General features: G+C 61.7%; 13 protein-coding genes. All 13 read right to left on the bottom strand.

The features are described 5' to 3' along the window. Positions 1-58: 58 nt before the first annotated feature. Complete coding sequence (locus tag BV071_RS19130; RefSeq protein WP_035610719.1) at positions 59-1,159, bottom strand: serine hydrolase; 1,101 nt, start codon at positions 1,157-1,159, stop codon at positions 59-61. Positions 1,160-1,463: 304 nt separating this feature from the next. Beyond that, entirely contained in the window at positions 1,464-3,125 is a 1,662-nt protein-coding gene (locus tag BV071_RS33275; RefSeq protein ID WP_052573579.1) for a hypothetical protein, read from the bottom strand. A 188-nt stretch (positions 3,126-3,313) separates the two neighbouring features. Beyond that, complete coding sequence (locus tag BV071_RS19120) at positions 3,314-4,210, bottom strand: hypothetical protein (RefSeq protein ID WP_052573578.1); 897 nt, start codon at positions 4,208-4,210, stop codon at positions 3,314-3,316. Between the two features lie 139 nt (positions 4,211-4,349). Continuing rightward, entirely contained in the window at positions 4,350-4,748 is a 399-nt protein-coding gene (locus tag BV071_RS19115) for a hypothetical protein (RefSeq protein WP_035610717.1), read from the bottom strand. Between the two features lie 151 nt (positions 4,749-4,899). After that, complete coding sequence (locus BV071_RS19110) at positions 4,900-6,081, bottom strand: hypothetical protein (RefSeq protein WP_035610715.1); 1,182 nt, start codon at positions 6,079-6,081, stop codon at positions 4,900-4,902. 27 nt (positions 6,082-6,108) lie between these two features. Beyond that, positions 6,109-7,341, bottom strand: coding sequence for a DNA cytosine methyltransferase (locus BV071_RS19105; RefSeq protein ID WP_035610712.1), 1,233 nt, complete (start codon positions 7,339-7,341; stop codon positions 6,109-6,111). Between the two features lie 351 nt (positions 7,342-7,692). Next, a complete protein-coding gene (locus BV071_RS19100; protein WP_035610710.1) occupies positions 7,693-10,980 on the bottom strand; it encodes a ribonucleoside-diphosphate reductase subunit alpha in 3,288 nt (1,095 codons plus the stop codon). A 99-nt stretch (positions 10,981-11,079) separates the two neighbouring features. Next, complete coding sequence (locus BV071_RS19095) at positions 11,080-11,496, bottom strand: four helix bundle protein (protein ID WP_265594619.1); 417 nt, start codon at positions 11,494-11,496, stop codon at positions 11,080-11,082. Positions 11,497-11,536: 40 nt separating this feature from the next. Then, complete coding sequence (locus BV071_RS19090; RefSeq protein WP_035610706.1) at positions 11,537-12,625, bottom strand: ribonucleotide-diphosphate reductase subunit beta; 1,089 nt, start codon at positions 12,623-12,625, stop codon at positions 11,537-11,539. Positions 12,626-13,175: 550 nt separating this feature from the next. Next, positions 13,176-13,790 (bottom strand): response regulator, encoded by a 615-nt coding sequence (locus BV071_RS19085; RefSeq protein ID WP_081886101.1) that lies wholly within the window; start codon positions 13,788-13,790, stop codon positions 13,176-13,178. Then, positions 13,774-15,591 (bottom strand): ATP-binding protein, encoded by a 1,818-nt coding sequence (locus BV071_RS19080; RefSeq protein WP_081886100.1) that lies wholly within the window; start codon positions 15,589-15,591, stop codon positions 13,774-13,776. Before BV071_RS19080 ends, BV071_RS19085 begins: the two co-directional genes overlap by 17 nt. 18 nt (positions 15,592-15,609) lie before the next feature. Next, on the bottom strand, positions 15,610-16,980 hold the full coding sequence (locus BV071_RS19075) for a sigma-54 dependent transcriptional regulator (protein WP_035610700.1): 1,371 nt from the start codon (positions 16,978-16,980) through the stop codon (positions 15,610-15,612). 366 nt (positions 16,981-17,346) lie between these two features. After that, positions 17,347-18,468 carry a fatty acid desaturase gene (locus tag BV071_RS19070; RefSeq protein ID WP_035610699.1) on the bottom strand — a complete coding sequence of 374 codons (1,122 nt, stop codon included), beginning with the start codon at positions 18,466-18,468 and terminating at the stop codon, positions 17,347-17,349. Between the last annotated feature and the right edge of the window lie 190 nt (positions 18,469-18,658).

Here is an 18,658-nt window from a genome sequence, read left to right as displayed (position 1 = left end):
GTTCTTGGGGAGGACTCGCACTGCCGGAATGGCGGCAGCCATTCCGCTACCTTGTGGGCTACTGCTTCGGCTTCTCTTTTACTTCGAGCTTGGCGATGGCTTCCTTGAGCTTGGCTTGGGCTTCGGCGGATTCGGGAAGGGCCTTGTCCTGGAAGGCGGGGATGAGCTTGTCCCAGATGGCATCGAGTTCGCGCTGCATGTCGGCACCGCCGGCGGTCATCGCGATGACAGTGTCCTGGTCGGGCATGACGACGCAGAATTGGCCGCCGGCGCCATCGCCGCGGAAGGCGTTGTGCTGGCAGCGCCAGAATTGGAAGCCGTAGCCCTGACGCCAGTCGTTGCCCATTTTGACGTGGGAGCCGGGGTCGTTGGGGACTTGCTTGCTGGTGGCCTCGGCGACCCAAGTTTCGGGGAGGATCTGTTTGCCCTTCCACTGGCCTTTCTGGAGGTAGAGTTGGCCGAGCTTGGCGATGTCTTCGGTGCGAAGGAAGAGGCCGTAGCCGCCGAGGGAGTTGCCTTCGGGGCTGGCGTCCCATTTGTGGTCCTCGATGCCGAGGGGCTCGAAGAGGCGGGGCGTGAGGTAGTCCACGACGGTCTGGCCGGTCACCTTGGTGACGATGGCGGAGAGCGTGTAGGTGCCCATCGTGTTGTATTGGAAATGGGTGCCGGGGGTGTGCTCGACGGGGGCGGCAAGGAATTGCTTCACGCTGGGGCCGCCGCTGTTAGGCGCAGCCTTGGGCTCGATCTCGTGGCCGCTGTTCATGGTCAGCAGGTTCTTCACGGTCATCGCCTTGAGGTTGTCGGAGGGGTCGGCCGGCGCGTCGGCGGGGAAGAATTTGAGGACCTTGTCGTCGAGGCTGAGTTTGCCTTCGGTGATGGCGAGGCCGACGGCGGTGGAGGTGAAGCTCTTGCTGACGGAGTTGAGGATGTGGGCTTTGTCGGCGACTTCGGGTTTCCACCAGGCTTCGGCGATGACCTTGCCGTGGCGGAGGACCATGACGCTGTGGAGGGTGGGGATCTGGTCGAGGGCTCCCACGAAGTCGACGACGGCGGGGGTGGGCAGGCCTTCGGCTTCGGGAGTGCTGCGGGGAATGGGTTCGAAGGCGGCGTGGAGAGGAAGGACCGCGAAGAAGGAGGCGAAGGTGATGAGACGGGTCATGGGAAGGGGGTTACGGGTGTTGGGGGGCGGGTTTAGCGGGGATGACGGAGTGGGAGGCACCACGGATGAAGCGGGAATCGCAGGGATGGAAAGGCAGGTGGAACCACGGATGGGCACGGATTTACACGGATGAAAGGCAGGGATTTTTTGCGGGGGATGGGGTGGATGTTGGAGGGCGCTCGGCTGTTCGGGCCGGCTAAAGCCGGCGCACCCAGTGGGCGGTCCGTGAGGCGGGGATGTTGGGATGGGGCGGATTTGCCCAGCCGGAATGGCGCAGCCATCCCGCTACGCTGCGCATTCGGCGCTAGCGGGGTTCGAAGGAGATTTCGTCGAGCCAGACGTTGGGGAGGGCGCCGGAGGTGCGGCCGAAGATTTGGAAGCCCCAGATGATGGGTGGGGTGCCGGAGGGCTGGAGGGGGATTTGGAAGCTTTGCCAGGTGGTGGTGAGGGGCGGGAGCTGGATGAGGGAGGAATAGGTCTGAGTGCCGCCGTAGGTGGTGCTGCCGTAGAGGATGAGGCCGACTTGGTCGGCGGTGAGGGCGGTGGCGGAGCGGATGGCGAACTTGAAGACGCCAAAGTCGGGGCGAGCGAAGCCGGGGTAGTTGGAGAAGGTGGCACCGGCGAAGCCGCCGAGGCTGGAGAGGCGGAGGCTGGCGGTGCCGGCGTAGGCGGGGGCGCTGGTATCGGATACGGTGAGGCTGGCGCCGCCGTAGGGGCCGGAGGACCATTGGTCGCCGGGGACATTGGTGAGGGCATCGCGGTAGGCGGGGCGGATGCGGTGCTCGGGCAGCGGGGCCAGGGCGGTGGCGGGGAAGACGGTGAACTGGGCGGGGCCGGTGATCTTCTGGTTGTCGGTGAGGGAGGCGATGGAGGGAAAGGTGATCACTTCATCGAAGCGGCTGGTGACACGGACTTTCACCGGGAAGGCCAGGGGCAGCACGGAGCCGGCGGCTTGGTAGACGAAGCTGTTGTAGGCGGTGCGCGGGAGGGTGACCCAATTGCTGCTGCCATTGATCTGGAGCTCCATCTTGCTGATCCCGGCGCGGTAATTGTAGGCCCGCAGCTCGGTGTAGTAGATGCTCGCGCTGGTCGGCACCACGAAGAGCTTCAGATTCCCGGTCACCGGGGCGGGGACGAGGCGGAAGCCGGCGGTAAGGGCCCCCGAGGTGCCATCGCCGCCGCCGATGAGGATCTTGAAAGGCTCCGGGCCTATGTCGAAGAAGCTGCGGCCGACATCCACGGTGCCGGTGGGCGCGGTGGTGGTATCGGTGATCATCAGGGTGGTCCGGCCGAAGGGGCCGGCGAGCTCGTAGCACTCCCCTGCTGCCGCGGCATTCTGGCCGCCACGATGGTACTCCACGGGGGCCAGCGCGCCGATGAAGCCGTCCTTGAAGATCTGCGGCATGTCCGAGTAGATCTGGCCGAATCCGGCCGAACCCTCGTTGTTGGGCGCGAGGGTGTGGGAGAAGACGGTGGCATCGCCGAGGGGCAGGGCGGGAACTTCAGCGCGGAAGAAATTGCGGGAGGCCGCGAGTTCGGGGCTGCGGAGGGCGCGGAGGTAGCGGCCGGTGGAATCGGGATAGACGAGGGCGAGGTCGGTCCAGGCGGCGAGATTCGGGGAGCTGTCCAGCGCCACTTGGGTCGCGCCGGGTTCCCGGCCGGAGAGGGTCCAGGCGGCGGGGCCGAGGGTTGGGGTGAGGGTCCCGGCGGTGAGGATGCGCTGGAAGCGGTAGTTGGCGGTGGCAGGGAAGCCATCGAGGCGGACGCTGACCGCGGAGCCGGTGCCGCCGACCAGGACGCCGGTGGGGGTCCAGGTGCCGGAGGGCTGTTGTTGTTGCTCGACCTGCCAGGTGGAGGAGGCGGGCAAGGTGGCATTCAAGAGCGGTGCCCGGGCGAGCTCCAAGGCCGCCATGGCGGGGAGGCTGCCCCCAAGCGTAGCAAGAGCGATCGCCAGGATCCGGAACATCGGAGGGACACATAACTCATCCCGGTATTCCCCGAAAGCAAAGCTTCTGCCACGTCGGGCAAGCCTGAGAAGGAGCCGAGGGACTTGGGCGAGTTTTGAATTCAACCGCGAAGAGCCCGAAGCTTCCGTTGGAGTCATGGCGAGCCGCTCAAAGAACAGCGGCGACGGACGATCCAGCACCTGCGGGATCAGGGGACGAGCACACGGTAGAAGTTCTGCCGGGCGCCGGCGGCGGAGGGGTCGGGGACGTCGAGGAAGGAGACGGAGCCATTCGCATTCGCCGGGAGGGTGATCAGGTTTTGCCAGGGATCGGCTTGGCCCAGATCGGTGGAGGCTTGGAGGGTGGCATTGGCGAGGGGCAGGGCACCATTCACCACGCCGGTGAAGTAGGGCGTGGTCCCATTCGGGTAGGTGACCTTGAAGGGGTTCAGGCGCAGGCCCAAGGACTGGGTGGAATTGCCGAGGCTGAGCTTCAGGTTGTCCATGGCCCAGGATTCATCGCCCAGGTCCTGGACGCCCTGGCCTTCGATCACGAATTCCAAGGTCAGGGAGGAGGCAGTGTGGGGAATGCCCTGCAGGGCGGGCTCCATGCCGAAGTCGTAGGCGCTGTCGGTGTAGTAGCTGCCGGGGCCGGTGAAGCCGAGGTCCTGGTGCCGCGCGAGCTGCGCGCCGGGAGCGGGCACGTAGCTCTGGAATTGGTTGGGGGAGGCGTTCGCCAGCGATTCCCGGAAGATGGTCACGCCGTCCAGCTTGAGGTGGAAGTAGTCGCCGGAAGGGAAGCCGCCGGTGCCGTCGAGTGAATCGATGGCCGCCAGCAGGAAGGCGATGTTCACGGTGGTGTGCGCCGGGAGCTTGCTGAGTTGCAGGCTCACCACGTTGGCCGTGGGGCTGCGCAGGAAGGTGCCGCCAAAGGTATTCCCGGTCGCGCCGAGCCCGGCGAAGTCCTGGACGCCGGTCAGGGTCGCCGTGCCTGCGGTGATCCCGGCCGGGACGGTCGGGTCATCGAAGTTCGAGCTGAAGACTGTCTGGGCCAGGGCAGCTGGGGCCGAAGCGAGTAGGAGGAGGGGGAGGAGGGCGGCCTTCATCAGGATGTGAGCACATCCGATAGAAAAGCGCAGGCTTCCGCAAGCCGGGGTGCTTGGGCGGGCGGGGACTCAACCGCGATAGAGGCGGGAGCGCGGGGTCTGGGCGAGGGTTGGATTCAACCGCGAAAAACAAGGCTAGCTAGCCCAACTCCTCTTCGATGAAGGCGAGGACGAGGTCGGGAAGTTCGTCCATGCCCTCGAAGAGTTCTTCTTCGATGGTGGTGAGGTATTCCTCTTCGGTTTCGCTGTAGTCGTGGCGGTCGTCGGGGCGGGTCTCGCACCACTGGCTGGCCTTGAGGGGATCGACCAGGGTGGTGGCACCGATGAGCTCGAAGGACTGGATCACCCGCTGGTGATTCACCCCGCTCTGCCAGAAGCCGTGCAAGCCATCCTGGCTCTCCAGCACGGGGACGGTCTCATAGACATCCATGAGCGCCCGCTCCTCGCGGCTGAGTTTCCGCCCGGCCGATTCGCTCTCAAGACGATCGACCAGCAGTTCGACTTCATCCGGCCATTCGATCGGTTCGTGGGAAAGCATCGCGCGCGGGGCTTAGAACGAGGGGGCGATGCTGGGCAAGCGAAACGATGATAGCTGATCGACAGGAAAATGGGATTGGAGGGTGGACGGACCCGTACATTTCCTTATAAAATAAACGAGACAGGCCTTTTAACGGGTCAAATTGGTCAGATCAGACAGCAGTGAGCAACTCCTGAAACGACGCAAACCAATCCGGCCCCACCCTCACTTTGTTGTCGAGATGAAGGGGGCACTTCTGGTGGGCAGCAAGATTGCGGGTGAATTGGTATTTGAACTCCCACTTCTCGGTGGAGGGGTGGAGGCATGCCGCCAGAACTTGGAACTCGTCGCGACGGTAGTAGCGCGAACAAGGATTCGACTTCGAAGCACGTGTCTTCTGGAAATCCACGCGAATCGTCCCGTCCGCCATCTGGCGGCGAAGCACATTTTTGCACTCGATGCGAAGGCTCTTCCCTCCTCGCAAAACGAGATCAAAATCGGGCTGACCATCCTGTTCGAGTCGCCGGAGCTCGGAAATCTCGGGTATGCCTCGGAGTAGGGATTCCAGATGAGTTTCGGCGACCCAACCCCGCACTGCCATTTTTAGACGTGGCGCTGTATCGATCAGCGATAGGATGTCATCGGGATCGAGTTCGAACTCTCGCGCCAGTCCATGAAGTTCACGCGCTGCAGGTGTCCGGATTTCACCAGCGGCCGCTTGCTGATGGAGGTTAAGGATTTTGCCACCATGCTGCCCTACCTGCTCCGCTAGAAGGAAGCGATGGCCTTGATCCAAGGCCAAAGCGGCTTGTTCGAATCGAACATAATCCAAGAACCTTTCAGCCCGGCCGCCAACGACTGTCTCCACCGGCGAATCGAACCCTCGGGTGGTCTTCTCCCTCTCCCAGAAGTGCCAGCCCTCCTGAAGGATACGCTGCGCCTGCTCCTCCTTGAATTCAATGGAGATGAACATCCGCGTCGGGCTGTGCAATACAGGATCTACACCCACAAAGAAACCGGTCTCAGGGTTGATGCCGACAAAGAGAGTGGTGTAAAGCCCGTAGGGATCTTGCCACAGCGGATGCAGCGCGCCGTCTTTGGCTCCATACTTCACTTGGAAGCGGTGCTCATCGGCCGGTCGATTCTTGGTCAGCTTGGTATTTGCCAGAAACGCGTAGGCAACAATTCCCATCCGCTCTCCCAACGAGGTTTCGAAAGAAACCTGGAAGGGGGCGATGCTTGGATCGGATTGCTGGAGAATACGGCATCCAGCCGATTTCAGCGCATCAAGCATGAACTCGACGAGAGGCTCCTTGGCCTTGCGTGAAACCGTATAGCGCCGATAGCCGGGCATCGCTTGCGGAGGGAGGGAGATCGCTAATCAGGCTACGTTCAATCTTCGTACTGCACCGTAGCCCAGTCCCGTGCCGGGATGAGCTTCATGGTTGCCTTGCAACGAGAGATACTTCCGGGGAACGGCTTGCGTCTGCTCGGCGGCAGGGCGCTTTCGCTTGCGCGTAGGAAGGAGCGTTAGAGGGGTGGCGGCGAACTTCTTCTCGCCGAAGAAGCGCGCACGAATCTGGTAGCCGAGCATTTCAGCGAGTGCGGACGGAACCGCATTGCCGACCTGCTTTTGAGCGGAGGCTCGGTTACCAAGAATCTGGTAGCCCTCTGGAAAAGTTTGAAGCCGAGCAAGTTCGCGGGCGGAAAGATGGCGGTTCTTCCAATGAAAGGGGCCGGTGGCAGGTCCAGGCTGGGCCGTCAGCGTCCACGAGGGCAGGTCCTTAGAGAGCTTAAGAAGAAAATTCCAAAAGCGCCGACGCCATCCGAACAAAGGCAAGCCGTCCCCCCGTTCGGTGTGATAGAGGTAGTTAAGTCCTTCAGGCACAGAGGGCAATAGGTCGGCCCACTTACCCTTCATGACAAGTTCCGGAGAATCATCGTCTTCCAGATCACCGATCGCATCCCACGCGGTCATGAGCGGCAGCAGCAGCGAATCCGTTTGCCCCGAATCGGTGACTTCACCGTGGGTGGGTGAGATTTGACCAAAGGTCTTTCCCTCACGCGAACCGACAATGATGACTCGCTCGCGAATCTGCGGCACGCCGAAGTGCGCGGCATTCAAACGAAGAACCTCCACCCCATACTCGAGGCCGTTGCGGCGGTTGATCGAATCAATTGATCGTTGGAGGTACTCCAGCCCCTCCGACTTCCCACGGTAGGCAAGACCACTGACGTTTTCTAACAAAAATGCCCGAGGCTTCGCTGCTTCCAAAAAACGCAGATAGGCATCAAGCGTGGTTGCCCGGGGATCATCCAGACGCTTGGAATCGCCGCTCGACCAATAGCCAGATTTGGAGAAAGGCTGGCAAGGCGGCCCTCCCGCCAAAAGGTCAGCCTCTCCCTCCTTAAGGTTAGCCGTAGACAGCAGGACCTTGTTCGTCACCCCATGCACATCCCCTTCGATTACCTTCCAAGCGCGATTATGTCGCAGAGTCCTTGCGCAAGTAGCATCAAATTCAACGGCTGCCCTCGTCTCAAACCCCGCAGCCTCAAGTCCCAAGTCGAGACCACCCGCACCAGTAAAGAGGCTGATAGTACTAGAAACGTTCATTTGTTCTTTTGAACAGTTAATGAGAAAGCTGTCAACTAGGGAAATGGCAAAAGCTTTTTGATGGCGAGGCTGTTTGGCTCAGTCGCTATTAGAATTCAACGCTCCTATTATCTCTTACCACCTCGTCCGCTTCTCAAGATTTCGGATTTCGACTCCGAAAGGTGCTGGATCACTTGGGCTAGAACCTTTTCCACCGGCAATGGCTTGATCGGCATCCTCGAAAGCGCGCTGTTGATCGCAGCTAACTTCGGGGATGGAGGATTCGTTTTCAATCGCCCTGAAGATGTTCCGTGCGCCGAAATCGTCAACCGGCGAAGCGGGCGACGTTTCCGCCGCCCGCCCTGAAGTTCTTCACTGACACGCCTCACACGTCCCGCCATTCATCATGGCGTCGATGGAGCACTCCATCTTCTGCTCGGCGGTGTAGGTGGGCTTTTCCTCGGGGCTGACGCCGCCATCCCGGGCCATGAGGCCGCGGATCTCCTTGGTGACCTTGCCGGTGAAGGACTCGCTGTCGTTCGCCTGCAGGGTGCGGAGGTAGTAGGTGGTCTTGAGGCCCTTGTCCCAGGCACGGCGATACATGTGGGAGAGGGTCTTGAGGTCCGGGGTGGCCAGGAAGAGGTTCACGCTCTGGCTCTGGTCGATCCACTTTTGACGGCGGGCGGCGGCATCGATGATGTATTCGTGCTCGATGCTGAAGACCGTCTTGTGCTTGTGCTTGATGGCCGCGGGGATGCTGTCGATGTCCTCGAGCTCGCCCTTGAAGTACTTGAGCTCGTCCACCATCTCCTGGTTCCAGAGGCCGACCTTCTTGAGGTCCTTCACCAGCTCGGAGTTCAGGATGATGAACTCACCGCCGAGGTTGCTCTTCACGTAAAGGTTCTTGTAGTTCGGCTCGATGCAGGGCGTGGTGCCCATGATGTTCGAGATCGTGGCGGTCGGGGCGATGGCCAGGACGTTCGAGTTGCGCATGCCGTGCTTCTTGATCTTCTCGCGGACGACCGACCAATCCATCTTGCCGCCGCGCGGCACATCGATCTTGCGGCCGCGCTCGTCTTCGAGGAGGTCGACGGTGTCCTGCGGCAGCAGCCCGCGGTCCCACTTCGAGCCCTTGTAGCTGGAGTAGGTGCCGGCTTCCGCGGCGAGGTCGCTGGAAGCACTATAGGCATAGTAGGCGATGGCCTCCATGAACTCGTCATTGAACTCCACCGCGGCATCCGAGGCGAAGGCGAGGCCGCGCTTGTAGAGGGCATTCTGCAGGCCCATCACGCCGAGGCCGATCGGCCGGTGGCGGCTGTTGGCGGTCTTGGCGGCGGGCGTCGGGTAGTAGTTGATGTCGATGACATTGTCCAAGGCCCGGACGGCGACGGTGATGGTCTCCTTGAGCATCTCGTGGTCGAGCGCGCCATCGCGGGTCACGTGGGTATCGAGGATCACCGAGCCGAGGTTGCAGACCGCGGTCTCTTCATCGGAGGTATTGAGGGTGATCTCGGTGCAGAGGTTGCTGGAGTGGATGACCCCGCAGTGGTCCTGCGGCGAGCGGACGTTGCAGGGATCCTTGAAGGTGATCCAGGGGTGACCGGTCTCGAAGATGGTCTTGAGCATGGTCTTCCACAGCTCGATCGCCGGGAGCTGGCGGGACCAGATCTTGCCTTCCGCGGCCAGCTTCTCGTACTCGGTGTAGCGTTGTTCGAAGGCCTTGCCGTAGAGGTCGTGCAGGTCCGGTACCTCGTTCGAGCGGAAGAGGGTCCAGACGCCGCGTTCTTCCATGCGCTTCATGAACAGGTCCGGAACCCAGTTCGCGGTGTTCATGTCGTGGCAGCGGCGGCGCTCGTCGCCCACGTTCTTGCGGAGCTCGAGGAAGTCCTCGATGTCGTTGTGCCAGGTCTCGAGATAGGCGCAGCCGGAGCCGCGGCGCTTGCCGCCCTGATTAACGGCGACGAGCTGGTCATTGTGCAGCTTGAGGAAGGGGATGATGCCCTGCGACTCGCCATTGGTGCCCTGGATGTAGCCGCCGGTGCCGCGCACCGCGGTCCAGGAGCCACCGAGGCCGCCAGCCCACTTGCTGAGGAAGGCATTCTCCGCGATGCCGCGGATCATGATGCTCTCGATGGAGTCATCCACCTTGTAGAGGTAGCAGGAGGAGAGCTGGCTGTGCAGCGTGCCGGAATTGAAGAGCGTGGGCGTGGAGGAGCAGAAGCGGCGGCCCTTGTAGAGATTGTAGAGGCGGATGACCCAGCTCTCGCGGTCCTTTTCCTCGCGCTTGAAGAGGCCCATCGCCACGCGCATCCAGAAGAACTGCGGGGTCTCGATGCGCTTCGGCTTGGAGCCGGTCTTATCGACGACGAGGTAGCGGTCATACATCGTCTGGATGCCGAGGTAGTCGAAGTCGAGGTCGGCGGTGGGGTCGAAGGCCTCGGAGAGCTTGTCGAGGTCGTAGATGTCGAGCAGCTCCGGGCTGAGGCGTTTGATGGCGACGCCGTGCTTGAGGTAGCTCTTGAAAGCGAGCTTGTGGGCCTGCTTGAGCTTGTGGATGCCATCGCGTGAGATGCTCCAGTCGAGGACTTCCTCGTAGATGTAGGAGAGGAGGATGCGGCCGGCGAACTTCGCGAAGTCGGCGTCCTTTTCGATCAGCGCCTTGGCGTTGAGGATGATGGTGTTCTTGAGGTCCTTCTCGGAGATTTCCGAGCCGACGGAGCGGCGCAGCTCGCGCTCGATCTCAGCTTCCGGCAGGCAGAGGTCGAGGCCGGTGGAGGCGTAGGCGATGCGCTTCTTGAGCTCGGTGCCATCCCAGAAGGAGGCCTTGCCGTCATCGGTGGTGACGGTGACCATGAACTCCTGGTTCGGGTCTTCCGCACTCTCCTCCTGCTCGATGCGGAGGCGGGCGCGCTGGGCGCGATACAAGATGTAGTGCTCGGCGGCCTTGAACTTGCCCTGGCGCATCAGCTCCTCCTGGACCATGTCCTGGACGTCCTCGATGTGGACGAAGGACTGGTCGCCGCGGCGGATGCGCTCGGTGACGGCCTTGGCGATGTCCACCGCCGACTCGGGGTTTTCCTTGATGGTGAGGAAGGCCTTGCGGACGGCGATCTCGATCTTGGTCTCGGACCAAGGCACGACATTGCCGCTGCGGCGGATCAGGCGAACCGGCAGGGCGTGCGGGCCGGCGTGGACGTCAACGGCCCCGGTCTTTTCCATCGAGCGACGGAAAGCGAGGGACTTGGCGACGTCGTACGCTTCGTTTTCAAGGAGTGCCTTTTCGATGAGCAAATATAGGTCGGCCTCGGAAAGGCGCAAACGGCCGCCTTCATCGAGCGACTTGGTCAGGGAATTCGCCACCGCGTGGGCGACATCCGAGACGAACTTGCGGTTGACGTCCGAGAAGATGGAGGTTTCGTCCTGCTGGCGCGAGACGAGGAGGTCAGCGAGCGATTCCCCAATCGCATCGGCGACGTCTTCGAGGGAGAAATGCGTGTCCGCATTGCCGCGGGTCACGATGATGTCCGTGATGGGCTTGCGCTTGTCGGTCGGCAGGACCTCGCGCCACGAGTAGGCGCGGTCAGAAACAGGGAGGGTGAAGCGGTCGGTGATGACTTGCTTCAGCAGGTAGTCTTCGTCGGGATTAACGGCGCGGTACATGGCAAGTGTGAGTGGGTGAGGAAAAGGCGGGAGGTTTTTGTTTGGCGACGGGCGGTGTGTGGAAGCAGAGGAAAAGACTTGGTGCCGAGTGATCGGTGATCAGTGATCGGTGGAAGAATCGTTGAGACGACGTCTCAGGGAATTGATGAGTCCTTGGAGCATTTTGGAAATCTTCCGAGTTTCGGAAATCATTTCGCGAGAGCCGCCGAGCGATGGTTGGCTGAGCTTTTGGCGGACACGTTCGGCGATGTAGAGCTGGGTGCGGAGTTCGCCGCAGGAGCCTTTGCTGTAGCGGAGGAATTTGATGAAGTCTGGAGTGCTGTCGCGCTCGGCTCCTTCAGCGATGTTCGATGGAATGGAGATGGCTGCGCGCTGCATTTGGTCTTTCAGCGCGTAGTCCTTTGAATCTGCCGTGGCCACGCACACATCGACCGCGAGCTGGCAGCCAAGCTTCCAGACGTCCAAGTCTTCAAATGTGCTGATTTCCGACATGTTTTCTTCCCTAAACTCTTCCACCGATCACTGATCACCGATCACCCGGCACAAACGCTGGGCTTCAGAGTTCGTCGTCGTCTACCGAGGAAAGTGCCGATGCTTTTTGGTACTCAGTGACGCGGCCTTCGAAGAAGTTGGTCTCCTTCTTGATATCCATCATCTCGGCGAGCCAGGGGAATGGATTGCTCACGTTCTCGTTGAGCGGGGCCAAGCCGCAGGAGATCAGGCGGCGGTCGGCGATGTAGTCGATGTAGGTCTCGAAGTCGGCGGAGTTCAGGCCGATGCCGGCGACGGGGAGGCAGTCGCGGATGAACTGCTTCTCGAGAGTGATGCCTTCCTTCATGGTGGCGCGGAGGTCTTCGCGGAAGTCCTCGGTCCAGATGTCGGGGTTTTCATCGACGAGGTCCATGAGCAGGTTGCGGAAGACCTCGATGTGGTTCGACTCATCCCGCAGGGTGTAGCGGAACATCGAGCCGATGCCCGGGAACTTGTTCTGGCGGTAGAGGCTGAGGATCATGCCGAAGAGCCCGTAGAACTGGGTGCCCTCCATGACCTGGCCGAACATGAAGATGTTCTTGGCGAGGGCCTGCTTGTTCGCGGTGACGGTGAGGTCGATGTCGCGGCGCAGGGCGCGGCTGTTGGAGACGACGAAGTGGTTCTTGGCGGTGATCGAGGGGACGTCCTCGAACATGGCCTCGCACTCGTGGGGGTTCAGGCCCAGGGAGGAGAGCATGTAGACGAGGCTATCCGCGTGGATGTTTTCCTCGTGGGCGTGGCGGCCGAGGACGAGCTTGAGTTCCGGGGCGGTCACCACCTCGCGGACCACGTGCAGGACGTTGTCGCCCACGATCCCCTCCGCGGCGGAGAAGTAGCCGATCCCCATTTTGATGATCCAGCGTTCCACGTCGCTGATTTCATCGGAGCGCCACTGCTCGACATCCTTCTGCATGGTGATGTCCTCGGGCTCCCAGTGGTTGTTCTTCATTGTCTTGTACAGATCGTACGCCCACTGGTATTTCAGCGGGAGGATGTTGAAGAACATGGTCTCGCGACCGTTGATGACTTTCTTGGCGGCGAAGGCTTGTTCGGCTTTTTCGCGGTCTAGGACGAAGGTGCGGGCTCCGAGGGTAATCGTGGTGGTGGCGGACATTTGGGGAAGGCGACTTGGAAAGGATTCAGGGTGGTTTCCGGGCCCGCCGGTGGCGGCGGGCGCCGTGGGCACAGCGTGGAAGATGCTGCCTGAATGGAGAGCAAGGCTCAAGCCGATTCTGTCCATATTGTATCCACAAATTATTAACAATACAACATGTAGTGGTATGGGGTGTGTGAAGTTCTCGTCACGCAATCTTGACAAGCGATTGCGAATCCCCGAACGCTTGAAAAATGAGGGGATCGTGAAAGTACGCAGAATTCGGGGCGTCGCTCCCCCACCCTCCTCTAGCGTGCCGAATTCTTTGCCGCTTCTAGTGCTTGCCTTTTCACTACTCCGGGCGGGCGCAAAATCCTAAAAAGTTAGGGCGGGAAACTACCCGGAATCCGCCAAATCCCACAAAGTCCGCGAGGATGGCGGGGTAAAATTTTTAGGCAGTATGAAGGGGTATTGGGAATGAGGGAGTTTGGCGGGCGCGGAGGTCCACGGCGCAAACCCGACATTTCCTTTCGGGGCGGATTTCCCCAGCCGGCATGGCGCCGCCATTCCGCTACTCCGCCCGGTAGGCCAGATCGCTCAAGCCTTGGCGCTCCAGCTTGCTGAAGGCGGCGGCCTCCCCTTCCAGGCTGCCGCCGCGGATGGCGCGCAGGATTCCCAGCCAGGCCTGGATCTGGGGCTCGGTACCATCGGCCTGCTGGAGCTTGATGATCGCTTCCTCGTAGCGGCCGAGACGGGCGAGGGCCATGGCTTGGGAGAAGAGGCTCTCGCCGGGGGCCAGGACGTGCTTCACCACACCCCGCAGCTCCGCCGGCTGGACCGGCTTGAGGAGGAAGTCCACCACGTGGCCGGTGATCGCGCGCAGTGCCGCCGAGGGCGTGATCGCCGCGCTGCAGAGCACGATCGGCAGGAGATTGCCATGGCGGCGGAGCGATTCGATCACCCGCAGGCCGTCGATATCCGGCATGCGGAGGTCGAGGATCACGATGTCGTAGTCCTCGGCGTTGAGCTTGTGGAGGGCCTCGGTGCCGTTCGCCGCGGTGTCCGTATCGTGATCGGAGAGGGCGTAGGAGAAGCCGAGCCGCAAGGTCGGCTCGTCATCGACGACGAGGACCTTGTAACGGGCACCCGGCCCGGCAGCCGTTTTGCTGTCAGGCAATGGGTACATCGATGAAGAATTCAGTCTGGTCGGCGGTGCGCTCGCGCAGGCCGATGCGGCCTTCGTGTGCGCGCATGATTTCACGGCAGATGAAGAGGCCGAGCCCCACTCCGTCGTTTTCTTGTCCGGGAGCGCGGAAGAAGCGCTCGAAAATCCGATTCTGCGCGCTCTCCGGCACGCCGGGGCCCTCGTCGATCACGGAGACGCGCATGTGATCGGCGTCCGGCTGGCTGGTGCGCAGGATCACCGTGCCGCCGTCCGGGCTGTGCTTGATCGCATTGGAGACGAGGTTGTTGATCACCTCGTCCAGCCTCAAGGGGTCTGCGCTGACGTCCGGCAGGTGGCCGTTGCTTTCCACCCGGATGTTCACGTGGCGGTCGGAGGCCTTCGGCGTGAAGAGACGCTCCGAGCGCTTCAAGGCTTCTGTTAGGCCAACCGGTACCCGCTCGAGGTGGGTGGTGCCGCTTTCCGCGCGGGAAAGGTCGAGCAGGGAATTGAGGGTCGCCAGCAGCCGCTCGCAGTCGTCATTGGCGGAGGAGACCATGGTCTTCTGGATCGGCGAGAGCTTGCCCGAGCGCTCCTCTAACAGAAGGTGCAGGACCATGCGGATGCCGGTCAGCGGGGTCTTGATCTCGTGGCTGACAGTCGAGAGCAGATTGGTCTTCATGTCATCCAGCCAGCGGATGCGGGTGACATTGTGGAGCAGCACCGCACGGCCGGAGTGGACGCCATCCTCCGAGGTGAAGCGGAAGATGCGCGGCAAATAGAAATATTCCTTCTCGCCGATGCGGAAGAGCAGCGCCTCGCGAGGATCATCCGGCAGGTGGTTGGACTCCGAGTCCGCGGACTCGTCCAGGATGCGCTGGATTTTCGCCGGCAGGCGGTTGGCCACGCCGAGGTCTTCGGTCAGGACCTCCGCCGCGGGGTTGATCTGGAGAATCCGGCCGTCATCTCCGAGGACGAAGACCGGCGAAGGGATGGCTTCCAAAATCGCACGGTTCACCAGGTTGGTGCGCATCACGCGCTCCTCCGTCTCGCCACGACGCAGGCGGAGCTCGGCCGCCATGTCGTTGAAAGCGGCAGCCACGCCGCGGAACTCGCTGTCATTGCCGGGCTCCGGCAGGGTCAGCTCGAAGTTGCCCTTGCGGATCTCATCGATCGAGCGCTGTAGGCCCACCACGGGATCCACGAGGTGGCGGACGAGCTGGAAGTAGATGAAGACCGCAATGGCGGTGCCCACCAGCACCAAGACCACCACGAAGAGGGTGTTATTCGCCGACTTCGCTTGGGCGACCACACTGGCCTTCATGCGTTGCTCGGCGAGCAGGAACACCGCCTCCGAGTTCTGCGCGATGTCCAGCGAGCGCCGGTTCATAGTGGCGAGGAACTTGTCCGCTTCCGCACGGGTCTTCACGCCGCTTCCACGGCCGAGCAAGCGGTCATAGTCCTCGAAGTACCCCATCAGCGACTGCTTGAGGCGGCCCACCACTTCCGCCCACACCTCGTCCTGCTGATTGATGCCCTCCAGCAGGTCCAAACTGGTCGTCAACTGGCCTTGGTTGAAGACGAAGACGGTCGACTCAGGAGTCTCATACGGTGGATCGGAGGCGAGTGCCGGCAGGTAGTGGGCATTGATCGCCGCGGTGAGGCTCTGGAAATTCCGGGCGGTTTTGATCCCCGGGTAGTTCGCCTCCAGGCTGCGCTCGTAGTTGCGATTGGCCTCCCGCACGAGGACAAGCGCGGCTGCCCCGACTCCCCACAGAAGGAGGATCAAGGTCACGAGACCGTAGAACAGCCGGGTTCGTAACATTCAGATTGTAAGGGAGGCTTAGTCCATACCGAAACGTTTGCGCTTGCGATAAAGAGTGGCTTTGTCGATGCCGAGGATCGCGGCGGCGTCCTGGAGAGTGGGCGCCCAGCGCAGCACCTCGCGGAGGTGAGTCTGCTCAATGTGATCGATGCTGTATTCGCCTCCGATCACTGGGTTGGCGGCACCGGCGACGGCGGGAACCTCCGCCGCGACCGGGATAGGAAGGTCTTCCGCCTCGATCTTCAAGCCGCGGGCTAGGATGGCGGCGCGCTCGATGGCGTTGCGGAGTTCGCGCAGGTTGCCCGGCCAAGAGTGGCGCAGCAGCGCCTGACGGCCGGTCTCGGAGAAGCCTTCGATCTTGCGGCCCATCTGCGAGCTGAAGAAGGACAGGTAGTCATTCGCAAAGCGGACCAGATCCGAGCGGCGCTCGCGCAGCGGCGGGACGGTCACGCTGATGACGTTCAGACGGTAGAAAAGGTCCTCGCGGAAGGTGCGGGCGGCGACGTTGGCGGCAAGGTCGCGGTTGGTCGCAGCGATGATGCGGACATTGCTTTCGCGGACCTTGTTCTCGCCGAGGCGCTCGTACTCGCGCTCCTGTAGCAGGCGCAGCAGCTTGGGCTGAATCTCCATCGGCAGCTCACCGATCTCGTCGAGGAAAAGGGTGCCGCCTTCCGCCGCGTGGACCTTGCCCCAAGTGTCCTTGATCGCGCCGGTGAAGGAGCCTTTGACGTGGCCGAAGAGGACGCTCTCCAGCAATTCCTTGGAGAGGCTCGGACAGCTGACGGTGACGAAGGGCTTGTCGCGCAGGTGGCTGCGGTCGTGGACCTCCTTGGCGATCACGCTCTTGCCCGTGCCGCTTTCCCCAAGAATCAGGACCGAGGCTGGGGAGGCCGCGGCACGGAAGAGGGTCTCCAGCTCAAGCTGGGTGCGCTCGTCCTCGGACTTGAACTGGAGTGGCGGAGAACTGGTCTTCACCTCACTCTTGAGCTCTTGCACCGTCTCTTGGAGGCGCACGACCTCGACTTGCGTCTGCATCGCCTTGTGGGCCTTGGCGAGGATCGCGCGGAGTTGGTCCGGCGTGAAGGGCTTCTCGAGGTAATCGAAAGCGCCCAACTGGGTCGCCTTGACGGCGGTCGAGACCGAAGCATGGGCAGTGAAGATCGTGACCAGTTGCCGGGGGTTCTGCTTCAGGATTTCCTGCAGCACCTTCAGCCCGTCCTCATCACCCAGCCTCAGGTCGAGGAAGACCAAATTGAAATCCTCTTCCTTCAGGCGCTTTATCGCGGAAACGCTGTCCTCAGCGGTTTCGACATAATGGCCCTCCGATTCCAGAGCAAGGGAGGTGGTAAGTCGGATCGACTGTTCGTCGTCTACAATGAGGATGTCCATGACTGAGGGTTGGCGCTTCCCTCCTAACAATCCCCATGCCGCGCAGCCCGAGGATCTTGGGCCACTGAAAATCAGACCATTATGCGGCGATACCGGGATTCTGCGGGGAGAAATAGGCGTGCAAAATGCTACTGCTGGGAAGGGGTGGTTGCAAATTGCATTATGCAATAAGCACGATTCCGCCCAAAAATCTCCCAGTCAGCGCCGGAATTGATGCGAAGTGCAAGAACGGCATGAAGACCCGACTCGCTCAAGGCAGCAGCGGAACCCTTATACTTTTCCCGTCCCGACCTCTTCCGGCCCCAACGAAAAAGCCGCCCGTGGAATCCACGAGCGGCTTCTAGAGAATCAGTGCTGGAGAGCCTATCAGGCGGGGAGGGCCCGACCACGGCGGATTTCCGCGAGGTGGCGGAGCGTCTCCTTGGTCTCCTTGCTCCAGTTGCGAAGCGCGTTGCGGGAGAGATCCACGCGGTCGGCCATCGCCTTTTCCAGCTCGTGGTAGTTCTCGGCGAGGCGCTCAATCAGAGAGTTCATGGACTCCAGCGCCTTGTCGCGCCAAGGGTGATCTCCGGCGGCTTCGAGACTGGCGAGTTCCTGATCGGCACGGCGGCGGGCTTCCGCCATTTCGGCGAGGAGCACCTTGGTGTCCGGCACGCGGCGCAGGTCGCTGGTGAGGCCTAGCTTGGAAAGCGTCCAGATCGCCCACTTGGTGGGGTCGAAGTTCCAAGACTTCACGCCGTTGCGGTAGTCGTGTTGGAACTCGTGGTGGTAGTTGTGGTAGCCCTCGCCGAAGGTGAAGAGCGACATGATGAAGCTGTCGCGGGCGCTGCACTTCGTCGAATAAGGGCGGTTGCCGATGGTGTGGCAGAGCGAGTTGATGAAGAAGGTGCTCTGCTGGACGCAGAAGACGCGGAACACGCCGACAATCAGGAAGCCACCGAGAGCTCCGGCGGCACCGCCAGCGAAGTAGTAACCGATGACGGACGGGAAGACGAGGCCCACCAGCAGCGCGACGACCTTGTCCCAGCGGTGCTGCCACATGACCAGCTTGTCCTTGCGGAGGTCCTGGACGTTGTCCATCGGCGGCTCGGGCAGGGTCTTGAAGAGGATCCAGCCGATGTGGGCCCAGAGGAAGCCCTTGGAAATGTCGTACGGATCATCGTCGTGATCGACGTGCTTGTGGTGGCGGCGGTGGTCGGAGCACCAGTTCAGCGCGGAGTTCTCAAAGGCGCAGGCACCGAAGACCAAGGTGAAGAGCTTCACCGGCCATTTGGCCTTGAAGGACAGGTGCGAGAAGAGCCGGTGGTAGCCGAGCGTGATGCTCATGCCGGTGGCAATGCAGTAGAAGGCAAACATGCTCCACAGGACCGGGCCTGCATCATAGTGCCAGAGGTAAATCGGTGCGGCGACCAGGGCGAGCAGGGTGATCATCATGAGGAAGACCGTGTTGAGCCAGTCGACCCGCTCGAAAGGGATACGCAATTTCATGAAGTAGGTTTACCCCGGAGGGCGCGGAGGGATACTCCTATTAGGGCCCGAGGTCAATGTTACTCGCCCCTTCCGAACCATTCTTTTGCGAGATTGGCGGAGACCTGCGTGAATGCACGCAGGCTTGTCTTAAAAATTCCGTGCTTGATCCCCGTCACGATCTGTCCATGGTGCCATCGCGCTCGCCGCC

Origin of the sequence: Haloferula sp. BvORR071 (assembly GCF_000739615.1) — a bacterium.
In the GTDB taxonomy this organism is placed as follows: domain Bacteria; phylum Verrucomicrobiota; class Verrucomicrobiia; order Verrucomicrobiales; family Akkermansiaceae; genus Haloferula.
Note: the sequence above shows the minus strand (reverse complement) of the source record. Positions and strands in the feature narration are given on the sequence as shown.

Bases quoted from the DNA above. Each gene is read 5' to 3' on its own strand.
- BV071_RS19130 (WP_035610719.1), bottom strand. From the start codon at position 1,159: ATGACCCGTCTCATCACCTTCGCCTCCTTCTTCGCGGTCCTTCCTCTC.
- BV071_RS19105 (WP_035610712.1), bottom strand. From the start codon at position 7,341: ATGAACGTTTCTAGTACTATCAGCCTCTTTACTGGTGCGGGTGGTCTC.
- BV071_RS19110 (WP_035610715.1), bottom strand. From the start codon at position 6,081: ATGCCCGGCTATCGGCGCTATACGGTTTCACGCAAGGCCAAGGAGCCT.
- BV071_RS19080 (WP_081886100.1), bottom strand. From the start codon at position 15,591: ATGTTACGAACCCGGCTGTTCTACGGTCTCGTGACCTTGATCCTCCTT.
- BV071_RS19120 (WP_052573578.1), bottom strand. From the start codon at position 4,210: ATGAAGGCCGCCCTCCTCCCCCTCCTCCTACTCGCTTCGGCCCCAGCT.
- BV071_RS19115 (WP_035610717.1), bottom strand. From the start codon at position 4,748: ATGCTTTCCCACGAACCGATCGAATGGCCGGATGAAGTCGAACTGCTG.
- BV071_RS19100 (WP_035610710.1), bottom strand. From the start codon at position 10,980: ATGTACCGCGCCGTTAATCCCGACGAAGACTACCTGCTGAAGCAAGTC.
- BV071_RS33275 (WP_052573579.1), bottom strand. From the start codon at position 3,125: ATGTTCCGGATCCTGGCGATCGCTCTTGCTACGCTTGGGGGCAGCCTC.
- BV071_RS19085 (WP_081886101.1), bottom strand. From the start codon at position 13,790: ATGTACCCATTGCCTGACAGCAAAACGGCTGCCGGGCCGGGTGCCCGT.
- BV071_RS19070 (WP_035610699.1), bottom strand. From the start codon at position 18,468: ATGAAATTGCGTATCCCTTTCGAGCGGGTCGACTGGCTCAACACGGTC.
- BV071_RS19090 (WP_035610706.1), bottom strand. From the start codon at position 12,625: ATGTCCGCCACCACCACGATTACCCTCGGAGCCCGCACCTTCGTCCTA.
- BV071_RS19075 (WP_035610700.1), bottom strand. From the start codon at position 16,980: ATGGACATCCTCATTGTAGACGACGAACAGTCGATCCGACTTACCACC.